Here is an 11,770-nt window from a genome sequence, read left to right as displayed (position 1 = left end):
CGCAATGACCGTCACCACCGTCCAGCCGACCGGCGCCGGCCTCCTCACCGGCCCGCGCCCGGTCCGCACCGACCCCGCCGGAATCCACGAGGCCCTGTCCCGGCTCGACGAACCCGTCTTCGTGGTTCGGAGCGGCTCCGGGATCGGCGTCAGCAACACCCGTCCCCAGGGCACCGCGGCGGTCGTCGCCGCGGTCGGCCCGCTCACCCCTGAGCGCCTCGGCGACGCGGGCTTCCGGGCCCGGCACGGCCTGCGCTACGCCTACATGGGCGGCGCGATGGCCGGCGGAATCGCCTCGGAGGACCTGGTGATCGAGCTGGCCAAGGCCGGCTACCTCGGGTCCTTCGGCGCCGCCGGGCTGCTGCCCGAGCGCATCGAGCGGGCGCTGGACCGCTTCGCCATGGAGATCCCGAACCTTCCGTACGCCGTCAACCTGATCCACGCCCCCAGCGAGGAGGGCCTGGAGCGGGGCGGTGTGGAACTCTTCCTGAAGTACGGGGTGCGCTGCGTGGAGGCGTCCGCCTTCATGGACCTCACCCCGCACATCGTGCGGTACCGGGTCGCGGGCCTCACCCGCGACCGCCAGGGCCGTCCGGTCGCGGTGAACCGGGTCATCGCCAAGGTGTCCCGGCCCGAGGTCGCCGAGCGGTTCCTGCGCCCGGCCCCCGAGACGACGGTCGCCGACCTGCTGGCCCGGGGCCTGGTCACCGCCGAGCAGGCGGAGCTGGCCCGGCTGGTTCCGATGGCCGACGACATCACCGTCGAGGGCGACTCGGGCGGGCACACCGACCGGCGCCCGCTGGTCGCGCTCTTCCCGGTCATCGCGGCGCTGCGCGACGAGGCGCAGCGCCGGTGGGGGTACCCGGTGCGGCTGGGCGCGGCGGGCGGGCTGGGCACGCCGGCGTCCATCGCCGCCGCGTACGGCCTCGGCGCCGACTACGTGGTGATCGGCTCGGTCCACCAGGCCTGCCTGGAGTCGGGCACCTCCGCCCCGGTGCGCAAGATGCTGGCGGCGGCCGGGGTGGCCGACTGCGACATGGCCCCGGCGGCCGACATGTTCGAGCTCGGCGTGGACCTCCAGGTCCTGCGCAAGGGCAGCATGTTCCCGATGCGGGCCCGCCGCCTGTACGAGCTGTACAAGCAGTACGACGGCGTCGAGGCGCTGCCGGCCGACGAGCGGCGCAAGCTGGAGACCCAGATCTTCCGCCGCCCGCTGGACGACATCTGGGCCGACGTGCGGGAGTACTTCACCCGGCGCGACCCCGAGCAGCTGGAGCGCGCCGGCCGCGAGCCGCGCCGGAAGATGGCCCTCATCTTCCGCTGGTACCTCGGGATGGCCTCGCGGTGGGCGAGCGTCGGCGAGGCCGACCGGGTCGCCGACTACCAGATCTGGTGCGGGCCGGCGATGGGCGCGTTCAACGCCTGGACCGCCGGGACGCCTCTGTCGGCGGTGGAGAACCGGACGGTGGCGCGGGTGGCGTCCGAGCTCATGCGCGGCGCCGCCTTCACCGGCCGCGTCCAGCAGCTCGCGCTCGGCGGCGTCCGCCTGCCGGCCTCTGTCCGCTCCTACCGGCCGATTCCGCAGGTCAGGGAGGAAGTGGCGGCGTGAACGGCGTACTTCGGGCAGAGCCGCTCGCCCGTTTCCGGGCGGCGGCCGAGCTGGACCGCTCGCTCGGCGACCCCGCGGCCGAGGAGAACCCGTACGGGTTCGCGGGCGCGGTGGCCCGCGACCAGGCCTCGGCGTTCCCTGCCGACCTGGCCGCCGCCGCGGGGCCGTCGCTGCGCCTGTCCTACGTGCCGTCGGCCGACGGCGGCACCATGGACGCCGCCGACGAGACGCTCATGACCGTCCGGGCGGTGGCCCGCAGGGACCTGGCGGTGATGCCGGCGACCATGTTCAGCATCACCGCCGCCACGTGCGTCCTGCTGGCCGGGGACTCCGGCCAGCGGGCGCGCGTGGTCGAGCTGCTGCGCCGGCGCGGCGCGGTCGGCTTCGCGCTCACCGAGGACGGCCATGGCGGCGACCTGCTGGCCAACGAGTGCCGCCTGGAGCCGGACGGCGAGGGCGGGTACCGGTTGTGGGGCCGTAAATGGCTGGTGGGCCTCGGCGACCGGGCCGGCGCGCTGGTGGTCTGCGCGCGGACCGGCCGGCGCGGACCGGGGGCGTTCACCCTGGTCCTGCTGGAGGGCCCGGTGGTCGAGGAGTGCCGCACCGGGCTGCGGCCCACGAGCGGCATGCGGGGCATCGGGCTCGCCGGGTTCGAGTTCGACGGCGTCCCGGTGCCGGCGAGCGCCCTGGTGGGCAGGGAAGGGCGCGGCCTCGACATCGCGATGCGGGCCATGCAGTACGTGCGGGTGATGAGCACCGGGGCGAACCTTGCCGCCGCCGACTCCGCGCTGCGGCTGGCCCTGGACTTCGCCGCCGGGCACCGCGTCGGCGACCGGCCGCTGATCGGCCTGCCCGTGGCGCGGCGCCGGTTCGCCACCGCGGCGACCGCGCTGCTGGCCGCCGAGGCCGGCGCGCTCGGCGCGGCCCGGGCGCTGCACCTGGCGCCCGAGGCGCAGTCCCTGTGGTCCAGCGTGGTCAAGCACGTGACGATCGACGCGGCGGAGGAGGTCTTCGCGCACAGCGGGGACCTGCTCGGCACGCACGGGCTGCTGCGCAAGGGCCCGGCCGCGGCGTTCGACACCTTCCGCCGGGACAACGCGGTGGTGCGGCACATCGACACCGGGCCGCTGGCCAACCTCCGCCTGGTCACGACGGCGCTGAGCCAGGCGGCGCTGGCCCGTCCCGCGACGGGCGGCCGGGAGGGCGCTCTCGACGGGACGGACGCCGCCGGGCTGTTCGCCCTCACCGTGGCGCCCCCGCCGGCCCGGCTGGACGGGCTGGCGGTGGCCGGTCGCGGCGACCCGGTGACCGGCGGGCTGCCCGAGGTCGCCGACCTGGTCCGCGCGCACCTGACGGCCACCGGCGGCCGGCTCGCCGACGCGGCGGACCAGGAGGTCGCCCGCCTGGTGGCCGCCCTGGCGGCGCAGAAGGAGCGGGTGCGCGCCCTGCTGGCCGACCGCAGGGAGGGCGCGCCCGACCTGCTGGAGGAGGCCGAGCTGTTCTGCTTCCTGCACGCCGCCGCGAGCTGCGTCCACCTGTGGTGGGCCAACAGGGACCTGCCGCTGCTCGCCGGGGAGCCCGGCGACCCGGGCTGGCTGGCCGCCACGGTCGGCGTCCTGCTTGCCCGCGCCGAGGGCGGCAGATGGCGCCTGCCCGCCGCCGTGGCCGAACCGATGGCCGAGGTGGCCGAACGCCTGCACCGCGACGGCCGGCTGACCTCCGTCACCGCGCTGCCGCTGGCCGAACACGACCGTGCCGAGAAGGCGAACGAGAAGGAGGAGGGTGCGCCGTGACCGTCAAGGAGCAGGTCGCGGTGGCCGAGGAGCTGGAGCGTTATCTCGGCGACCCGCACGATCCGGCGAGCCCGATGTCGTTCGCCAAGATCATCGACCTCGACGAGCGCGAGGAGTTCCCGTACGAGCTGGTGGGCCTGCTGCAGCGCTGGCAGGTGCACCAGTACTGCCTCCCGGCCGCCTTCGGCGGGCGGGCGGGCGACGTCGAGGTGGGCTTCAACCTGCTGCGGCTGGTGGCCCGCCGCGACCCGACCACGGCGACCGCGCTGATGCTGACCAACCTGGCGTTCATGCCGACGTGGATCGCCGGCACCGACGAGCAGAAGCGGCACTTCGTCGGGGCGATCAACCGCGGCGCCCGCATGGCGTGGGGGCTGTCGGAGCGCGACCACGGCAGCGACGTGCTGAGCAACGAGATGCGCGCCGAGAAGGTCCACGGCGGCTACCTGCTGACGGGCGAGAAGTGGCTGATCGGCAACGCGACCGTCGCCGACGTGGTGAGCGTGCAGGCGCGCACCAGCGAGCGCGGGGGCCCCGGTGGCTGGTCCATCTTCGCGGTGGACAAGCGCCGGTGCCCGGCGGGCTCGGTGGTCCACCTGCCCAACGAGCGCATCCACGGCCTGCGGGCGCTGGACATGAGCGGCATCCGCCTGGACGGGGTGTTCGTCCCGGACTCCGCCCGGCTGGGCGCGGAGGGGCAGGGCCTGGAGCTCGCGCTGAAGAGCGGCCAGGTCGCCCGGACCACGATCAACGGCATGGGGCTCGGCGCGGTCGACACCGCGATGCGGGTCACGCTGGACTTCGTCACCGAGCGGGTCATCTTCGGCCAGAAGGTGATCGACGTGCCCTACACCCGGCGCCAGCTCGCCGAGTCCTTCGCCGACATGATCGTCGCCGACGCGGTCACCACCGGGGCGGTGCGCGGGCTCCAGGCCAACCCGGGGCAGGCCAGCATCTACTCCTCGGTGGTCAAGTACTACGTGCCGACCTCCCTGGAGCGCACGTTGTCCCAGTTGTCGGTGGTGCTCGGCGCCCGGCTCTACCTGCGGTCGCACCCGCACTACGGCATCTACCAGAAGATGCTGCGCGACGCGCTGGTGGCGATCTTCGCCGACGGCAACACCGTGGTGAACCTCAAGAACGTCGCGCTCCAGCTCGACGGCCTGCTCGAAAAGGTGGGCGGCCCGGTGACGCCGGAGGCCGACGCCCGCGTCCAGGCGCAGTACGACCTGGACGCCACGCTGCCCGAGTGGAACCCCGCCGACCAGCAGTTGTTCAGCAGGGGCGCCGACGACACCGTGCTGCTGCTGCCCGACGCGGTGCGGCGGCTGCGGGAGCAGGCCGGGGTTCACCCGGACGAGCGGCAGCGCCACTGGCTGTCGCGCGCCGCGGACGTCGCCGAGTCGCTGCACCAGGAGCTGGACCGCGTGCGCGCGGAGGTCGGGCGGCTGCGCGAGGCGCACGGCAAGGGGTACGCCGGCACGGCCGAGCTGTTCCGCCTGGCCGAGCAGTACTGCGCCGTCCACGCCGCCGCCGCGACGGCGCACCTGTTCACCCGCTCGGCGCGGGCGCTCGCCGAACCGTTCCCGGACGGCGCGCTGCTGCTGATGTGCCTGGAGCGTCTGGCCCGGCAGTTCCACCCGGTCCGGCCGGTCACCGACCAGGAGGTCGTGGACCGGGTGGTGGAGATCCTGCGCGGCCTGCACTCCGGCCGTCAGCTGTTCTCGTTCTGGCAGTTCCAGCTCAGCGCCTCGGGCGAGCGGCGATGAGCGGTCTCGCCGCCCCCGCGCGGGACGTCCTGCCGGCCGCCACCGCCGAGGCGGGCGTGTGGCTGCTGGCGGAGTCCCAGGTGGAGCCGCTGGCCGCCGCCGCGCCGCCGGAGGAGGTGCTCTCCGACGACGAGCGGGATCGGGTCGCGCGGCTGCGCGGCCCCGGCGCCCGCAGGCGCGGCCTCGGCGCCCGGCTGCTGGCCCGGCTGCTGCTGGCCCGGTACGCCGGGGTGCGCCCGTCGGTGCTGTCCTTCGCCACCCGCTGGCACGGACGGCCGGAGCTGTCGCCGAACCCGTGGCGGCTGCGGTTCAACCTGTCGCACAGCGAGGGGCTGATCGCCTGCGTGGTCACCTCCGAGGTGCCGTGCGGCGTGGACGTCCAGCGGCCGGTGGGACAGGACGTCCTGCACCACCTGGCGATGGCGCTGTCGGAGCCGGAGGCGGCGCGGCTGTCCGTCCTGCGCCCCGGGCCGCCTCAGGCCCGGGTGCTGGTGGACACCTGGACGGTCAAGGAGGCCTACACCAAGGCGCTCGGCGTCGGCCTGCGCTACGGCTTCGAGCACCTCACCGTCGAGGGCCTGCCGGACGGGCCCGTCAGCCTGCACGACGCGCGGGTCCGCCACGCCGAGGACCGTCCCTGGCGGTTCCGCCTCGACCACCTGCCCACCGGCCACTCCCTGGCCGTCGCCGTCCGCCGGCCGGGGCCGGCGCCTTATCCGATCGTCGTCCGGCAGTTCATGGATTCGCCTCACATCTCCTTGGAAGGGGTAGCCCTGTGAACCCACGTCGTGGGCTCGCCGCCACAGTTGTGGCCAGTTCGGTACCTATGTTCCTGGTGGCGCTCAACAACCTGGTCGTCACCAACGCCCTGCCCGAGATCGGCCGCGATCTCGGGGCCGGCCTCGACGAGCTGCAGTGGGTCGTCAACGCCTACGTGCTCGCCTTCGCGGGGCTCCAGCTCACCGCGGCGGCCCTCGGCGACCGGCTGGGCCGGCGCAGGCTGTTCGTGATCGGCATCCTGGTGTTCGTCGCCGCGTCGGCGGCCTGCGCCCTCGCCACGACCACCCCCGCGCTGATCACCGCACGCGTGCTCCAGGGCATCGGCGCGGCCGCGGTCTTCCCGCTCTCCCTCACCCTGCTCGCCGCCGGAGTCCCCGAGAAGCGCAGGAACCTGGCCGTCGGCCTCTGGGGCGCCGTCTCCGGCACCGCCGTCGCGGTCGGCCCGCTGGTCGGCGGCGCGGTCACCGAGGGCCTGAGCTGGCAGTGGATCTTCTGGGTCAACGTGCCGATCGGCCTGGCGGCGGTCCTCCTCGTCTACCGGGTGCTCGGCGAGAGCAAGGGGACCGGCCGCGGCCTGGACCTGCCCGGCATGGTGCTCGGCGGCGCCGCCATCACCACGGCGGTCTGGGCGATCGTCGAGGCGCACGGCCGCGGCTGGACCGACTCGGTCATCCTGGGCGCGTTCGGCGCCGCCGCCGCGCTGCTGGTCCTGTTCGTCCTGTGGGAGCGGCGCACCGCCGATCCCCTGCTGCCGCTGACCTTCTACCGCACCCGTCCGTTCGTCCTCAGCAACCTGGTGTCGCTGGCGATGTACTTCGGGGTGTTCGGCTCGATCTTCCTGCTCGTCCAGTACCTCCAGGGGCCGCTCGGCTACTCGCCCATGGAGGCGGGCGTGCGCACCCTGCCCTGGACGCTGATGCCGATGTTCCTGGCCCCGGTGGCGGGCATCTTCACCAGCCGGATCGGCGGCGGCCCGCTCATGGCCGCCGGGCTCGGCCTCCAGGCCATCGCCCTGTTCTGGATCGGCACGCTGGCCGACGTCGACCTCGCCTACACGTCGCTGATCCCGGCCATGGTGGTCGCGGGCATCGGCATGGGGCTCACCTTCGCGCCGAACTCGGCGGTGGTGCTGGCCTCCGTGAAGCCCGAGGAACACGGCAAGGCGTCCGGCGCCAACAGCACGATCCGCGAGATCGGCGGCGCGCTCGGCGTCGCGGTGCTGGCCACGGTGTTCCAGGACTCCGGCGGCGTCGTGGGCCCGTCCCCGGCGGGGCCGACGGCCTTCTTCGACGGCCTGGTGCCGGCCCTGTACGTCGGCGCGGCCGTGGTCGCGGCGGGCGCCCTGGCCGGGGCCTTCATCCCGCGCATGCGGCGCGCCGCCAAGCCCGAGGCCGCCGTCACCGGGCACGACACCGCGGACGTCCCGGCGTACAGCGGTGCCGACGACCACAGCCAGGTCACGGTCTGACCGTGGCCCGGCCCCGGTGGCGCCGATCGGACGTCACTGAGTGACTCCGGATCCGGCGCCACCGGACCCGCCCGGCACGAGAGAGAGGGGTAACACTCCGCCATGGCAGATCCCCAAGCGGTCAACATGTACCGGCTGACCGTCGCCGGCCCTCCGGGGACCCGGCCCGAGAAGGGCGCCGTGAGCGGGCGCCACGCCGCCGACACCGACGGCGACGTCACGCTCTTCCTGATCGGCCTCCGGCTCAACCGGTGGCGCTCGATCGGCGCGGGCCTGCGCGTGGTCCGGGCGATGCTGCGCCTGCTCGCCGGCCTGCACGACGACCACGAGTCCGGCTACCGGGGGCACCGCATCCTGTTCGGGCCGTCCCCGCGCGAGGTGATGGTCCTGCAGTACTGGGACGGCGAGGACCGGCTGCGGGCCTTCGCCACCGATCCGGGACACGAGCACCGCGAGGCGTGGCGGATGTTCGAGCAGATGGCCCGTTCCGGCCAGGGCGTCGGACTGTGGCACGAGATCTACCGGGTGCCCCCGGGCGGGGCGTCCAGCTTCTACCGGGACACTCCGCCGATCGGCTTGGCCGCGGTGGCGGGGCTGGCCCCCAAACCGCGTGGTCGGCGGATCAGGGCGCACACCTGACCCGAGGATTCTTCGGACACCTACGAACCTGGGAGCCAAAATGACTTCGGTGCTGAGCCGGCCAGAGGCCGATCGGTCCGGCGACGAGAACCAGTGGACCAAATGCCCTGCCTGTACATCTCTGCTCTATTTACGCCGGTTGAAGCGCCAGGACTGGGTGTGCCCGGAGTGCACCCACCCCCTGCGGCTCACCGTGGACGACCGGCTCGCGATGCTGCTCGACCCGGGCTCGTTCCGCCGCTACGACGCGGACCTCGGGCCGGTGGACGTCCTCGGCTTCACCGACTCCAAGCCGTACCCCCAGCGCATCGCGGAGGCCCAGAAGCGGACCGGCGCGCAGGAGTCGGTCGTCTGGGGGACCGGCACGATCGAGGACCTGCCCCTCGTCGTGGCGGTCATGGCGTTCGAGTTCATGGGCGGCAGCGTCGGCGGCGTCACGGGTGAGCTGATCGCCCGCGCCGCCCGGCACGCCCTCGCCGAGCGGCTGCCGCTCCTGCTGGTCACCGCCTCGGGCGGCGCCCGCATGCAGGAGGGCGCGATCTCGCTGATGCAGCTCGCCAAGACCAGCCAGGAGCTCGGGCGCCTGCGCGAGGCCGGGCTGCTGTGCGTCAACCTGCTCACCGACCCGACCTACGGCGGCGCGACGGCCTCGTTCGCCGTCCTCGGCGACATCGTGCTCGCCGAGCCGTCGGCCCGCATCGGGTTCGCCGGGCCGGGCGTCATCAAGCAGACCATCCGCCAGGATCTGCCGAAGAACTTCCAGCGCGCCGAGTCCCTCCAGGCGTGCGGCATGGTCGACGAGGTGGTGCCGCGCGACCGGCTGCGTCCCACGCTCGGCCGGCTGCTGCGCCTGCACGCGGGGACGACGCAGGCACCGCCCGCCCGCTCGGACGCGGCGCCGTACCTCACCGACCCCATCACGCTCGACCACGTGCCCGCCACCGAGGTGGTCCGCACCGCCCGCAACATCGACCGTCCCACCACGCTGGACTACTGCGGGCAGATCTTCGACGAGTTCTTCGAGCTGCACGGCGACCGCTCCTCCGCGGACGACCGGGCGATCGTCGGCGGGATCGGGCTGCTGGCCGGGCGTCCGGTGGTGGTGATCGGGCACCAGAAGGGGCACGAGACCCCCGAGCTGATCCGCCGCAACTTCGGCATGCCGCAGCCGTCGGGCTACCACAAGGCCCGCCGCCTGATGGACCACGCCGAGCGGTTCGGCATGCCGCTCGTCACCTTCGTGGACACCCCCGGCGCGTACCCCGGCGTCGAGGCCGAGGAGCGCGGCCAGGGCACGGCCATCGCCGAATGCATCCTGCGCATGTCCCGGCTGCGGGTACCGGTGCTGTCGGTCGTGACCGGAGAGGGCGGCAGCGGCGGCGCGCTCGCGCTGGCCACCGCCAACCGGCTGCTGATCCTCCAGAACGCCTACTTCTCGGTGATCAGCCCCGAGGGCTGCGCGACGATCCTGTTCGGCAACGCCGGGCAGGCCGACCGGGCGGCCACCGAACTGCGGATCACCCCGCGCGACCTGCTGGAACTCGGTGTGGTCGACGGCGTGATCCCCGAGCCCTCGCAGGGCGCGCACAGCGACTGGGCGGCCATGGGAGCGGCCGTCCGCGAGGCACTTCTGGCCGGACTAGCCGAACTATCACCGTTGACGGCCGACTCTCTCGTCAACGATCGGTACAAGCGCCATACTCGCTTCGGTGATCCGGATCGTCAGCTCTCCATCGGCCGGTGGTGAGGATGAGCGAGGAGACAGTCGACGTGCACGAGCAATCGAACGGGGACGGATCGAACGCGGACGTGACGCTGGCCGACCTGCGGCATGAGGTGCGCCAGCTCATCTCGGACGTGGGCCGGCCGATCCGCCGGGTGAGCCTGAGGGCGGGCACGGCGGTCATCGAGGTCGAATGGGAGTCCAGCGGCGCGGTCACGGAGGCGCCCGCCCACGCGCAGGCCGCGGCGCCGCAGCAGTACCAGGCCCCGGCCACGGGATCGGGCCCGGAACCGGCCGCCGAACCGGCCGCCGACCGGCACCGCATCGCCGCGCCGCTCGTCGGCACCTTCTACAGCGCCCCCTCCCCCGGCGCGGAGCCGTTCGTCAACGTCGGCGACGTCGTGCAGCCGGGCAGGCAGGTGGCCATCGTCGAGGCGATGAAGCTGATGAACGCGGTGACCGCCGACCGCGCGGGCACCGTCGTGTCGGTCGAGGTGAGCGACGGCGAGTTCGTCGAGTTCGGCCAGACGCTCATCGTGATCGAACCCGCCGACGGTTCCGAGTAGGGGGGAGCAGATGTTCCGGAAGGTGCTCGTCGCCAACCGCGGCGAGATCGCGTTACGTGTGCTCCGCGCCTGCAAGGAGCTGGGCATCCGCACGGTCGCCGTCTACTCGACCGCGGACGCCGACTCCCTGCCCGTGCGCCTGGCCGACGAGTCCGTGTGCATCGGCCCGCCCGCGTCCCGTCTCAGCTACCTCAACGTGCCCAACATCATCGGCGCCGCCCTCAAGACCGGCGCCGACGCGATCCACCCCGGGTACGGGTTCCTCTCGGAGGACCCGTACTTCGCGGAGATCTGCGCCGACAACGGCATCACCTTCGTCGGCCCCCCGCCGGAGGTCATGGAGCACCTCGGCGACAAGTCGACGGCGCGCAAGCTGATGCAGGACGCGGGGCTGCCGCTGCTGCCCGGGACGGTCAGCCCGATCGTCTCGGCCGAGGAGGCCCTCTCCCTGGCCGACGAGATCGGCTACCCCGTGGTGCTCAAGGCCTCCGCCGGCGGCGGCGGCCGGGGCATCACCGTCGTGCAGCGCCGTGAGGACCTGCCCGAGGCCGTGCGCGCGACCCGCGCCAACGCCCAGGCGCTCTTCAAGGACGCGGCCGTGTACCTGGAGAAGTACCTCACCGGTGCCCGTCACATCGAGGTGCAGGTGATGGCGGACAACTACGGCGGCGTCGTGCACCTCGGCGAGCGCGACTGCTCGGTGCAGCGGCGCAAGCAGAAGCTGATCGAGGAGTCGCCCTCCCCCGTCGTCGACGCCGACCTGCGGCGGCGCATCGGCCAGGCCGCCGTCGACGGCGCCCGCTTCGTGGGCTACCGGGGCGCGGGGACGATGGAGTTCCTGCTCGACGGCGACGGCCGCTTCTGGTTCATGGAGATGAACGCCCGCATCCAGGTGGAGCACCCGGTCACCGAGATGGTGACCGGCGTGGACCTGGTCCGCGAGCAGCTGCGCGTCGCGGCGGGCGAGCCGATGTCCCTGAGCCAGGACGCGATCGAGCTGCGCGGGCACGCGATCGAGTGCCGGGTCAACGCCGAGAACGCCGGCGCCGGGTTCGCGCCGACCCCCGGGAAGCTGGACCGCTTCGACACCCCGGGCGGGCCGTGGGTGCGCCTGGACACCCACTGCCTGGCCGGCAGCCGGGTGCCGCCGTACTACGACTCCTTGATCGCCAAGCTCATCGTGTGGGGTCCCGACCGCGACGCCGCGCTCGACCGGATGGCACGGGCCCTCGACGAGTTCCACATCGAAGGCCGGGGGGTGCACACCACGATCGAGTTGCACCGCCGGGTCCTCGAACACCCCGACTTCCGGGCCGGAAACGTCACCACCCAGTTCCTCGACCAGTACTTGAGCACCAACGGCACGCCGCCATAGCCTGAGGTGACCCCCGTGCAGCACGGGCCTGTGGCTACGGGATGGCGT

9 protein-coding genes are annotated in these 11,770 nt (G+C 73.6%); all 9 read left to right on the top strand.

Annotated elements, in window-relative coordinates; all coding sequences use genetic code 11:
• Positions 1 to 4: 4 nt before the first annotated feature.
• Positions 5 to 1,609, top strand: a complete 1,605-nt coding sequence (locus tag DQ384_RS16225; RefSeq protein ID WP_114029651.1) for a PfaD family polyunsaturated fatty acid/polyketide biosynthesis protein — start codon at positions 5 to 7, stop codon at positions 1,607 to 1,609.
• Positions 1,606 to 3,402 carry an acyl-CoA dehydrogenase family protein gene (locus DQ384_RS16220; RefSeq protein WP_114029650.1) on the top strand — a complete coding sequence of 599 codons (1,797 nt, stop codon included), beginning with the start codon at positions 1,606 to 1,608 and terminating at the stop codon, positions 3,400 to 3,402. The genes DQ384_RS16225 and DQ384_RS16220 overlap by 4 nt, the downstream gene beginning before the upstream one ends.
• On the top strand, positions 3,399 to 5,171 hold the full coding sequence (locus tag DQ384_RS16215; protein WP_114029649.1) for an acyl-CoA dehydrogenase family protein: 1,773 nt from the start codon (positions 3,399 to 3,401) through the stop codon (positions 5,169 to 5,171). The genes DQ384_RS16220 and DQ384_RS16215 overlap by 4 nt, the downstream gene beginning before the upstream one ends.
• The gene (locus DQ384_RS16210) at positions 5,168 to 5,950 is read left to right on the top strand and encodes a 4'-phosphopantetheinyl transferase family protein (RefSeq protein ID WP_114029648.1); all 783 of its coding nucleotides are present in this window, start codon (positions 5,168 to 5,170) and stop codon (positions 5,948 to 5,950) included. Before DQ384_RS16215 ends, DQ384_RS16210 begins: the two co-directional genes overlap by 4 nt.
• Positions 5,947 to 7,419, top strand: a complete 1,473-nt coding sequence (locus tag DQ384_RS16205; RefSeq protein WP_245966523.1) for an MFS transporter — start codon at positions 5,947 to 5,949, stop codon at positions 7,417 to 7,419. Before DQ384_RS16210 ends, DQ384_RS16205 begins: the two co-directional genes overlap by 4 nt.
• Before the next feature lie 102 nt (positions 7,420 to 7,521).
• The gene (locus tag DQ384_RS16200; protein ID WP_114029646.1) at positions 7,522 to 8,058 is read left to right on the top strand and encodes a monooxygenase family protein; all 537 of its coding nucleotides are present in this window, start codon (positions 7,522 to 7,524) and stop codon (positions 8,056 to 8,058) included.
• 40 nt (positions 8,059 to 8,098) lie between these two features.
• Positions 8,099 to 9,805 (top strand): acetyl-CoA carboxylase carboxyltransferase subunit alpha, encoded by a 1,707-nt coding sequence (locus tag DQ384_RS16195; protein WP_114029645.1) that lies wholly within the window; start codon positions 8,099 to 8,101, stop codon positions 9,803 to 9,805.
• Positions 9,806 to 9,807: 2 nt separating this feature from the next.
• Complete coding sequence (gene accB / locus DQ384_RS16190; protein ID WP_114029644.1) at positions 9,808 to 10,347, top strand: acetyl-CoA carboxylase biotin carboxyl carrier protein; 540 nt, start codon at positions 9,808 to 9,810, stop codon at positions 10,345 to 10,347.
• A 10-nt stretch (positions 10,348 to 10,357) separates the two neighbouring features.
• A complete protein-coding gene (accC, locus tag DQ384_RS16185; protein WP_114029643.1) occupies positions 10,358 to 11,722 on the top strand; it encodes an acetyl-CoA carboxylase biotin carboxylase subunit in 1,365 nt (454 codons plus the stop codon).
• The last annotated feature ends 48 nt before the right edge of the window (positions 11,723 to 11,770 follow it).

Source organism: Sphaerisporangium album (assembly GCF_003323745.1).
Taxonomy (GTDB): domain Bacteria; phylum Actinomycetota; class Actinomycetes; order Streptosporangiales; family Streptosporangiaceae; genus Sphaerisporangium; species Sphaerisporangium album.
The sequence above is the reverse complement of the archived record's forward strand: the minus strand, read 5'-3'. Positions and strand labels throughout refer to the sequence as shown.

Bases quoted from the DNA above. Each gene is read 5' to 3' on its own strand.
- DQ384_RS16210 (WP_114029648.1), top strand. From the start codon at position 5,168: ATGAGCGGTCTCGCCGCCCCCGCGCGGGACGTCCTGCCGGCCGCCACC.
- DQ384_RS16195 (WP_114029645.1), top strand. From the start codon at position 8,099: ATGACTTCGGTGCTGAGCCGGCCAGAGGCCGATCGGTCCGGCGACGAG.
- DQ384_RS16225 (WP_114029651.1), top strand. From the start codon at position 5: ATGACCGTCACCACCGTCCAGCCGACCGGCGCCGGCCTCCTCACCGGC.
- accC (WP_114029643.1), top strand. From the start codon at position 10,358: ATGTTCCGGAAGGTGCTCGTCGCCAACCGCGGCGAGATCGCGTTACGT.
- DQ384_RS16200 (WP_114029646.1), top strand. From the start codon at position 7,522: ATGGCAGATCCCCAAGCGGTCAACATGTACCGGCTGACCGTCGCCGGC.
- accB (WP_114029644.1), top strand. From the start codon at position 9,808: ATGAGCGAGGAGACAGTCGACGTGCACGAGCAATCGAACGGGGACGGA.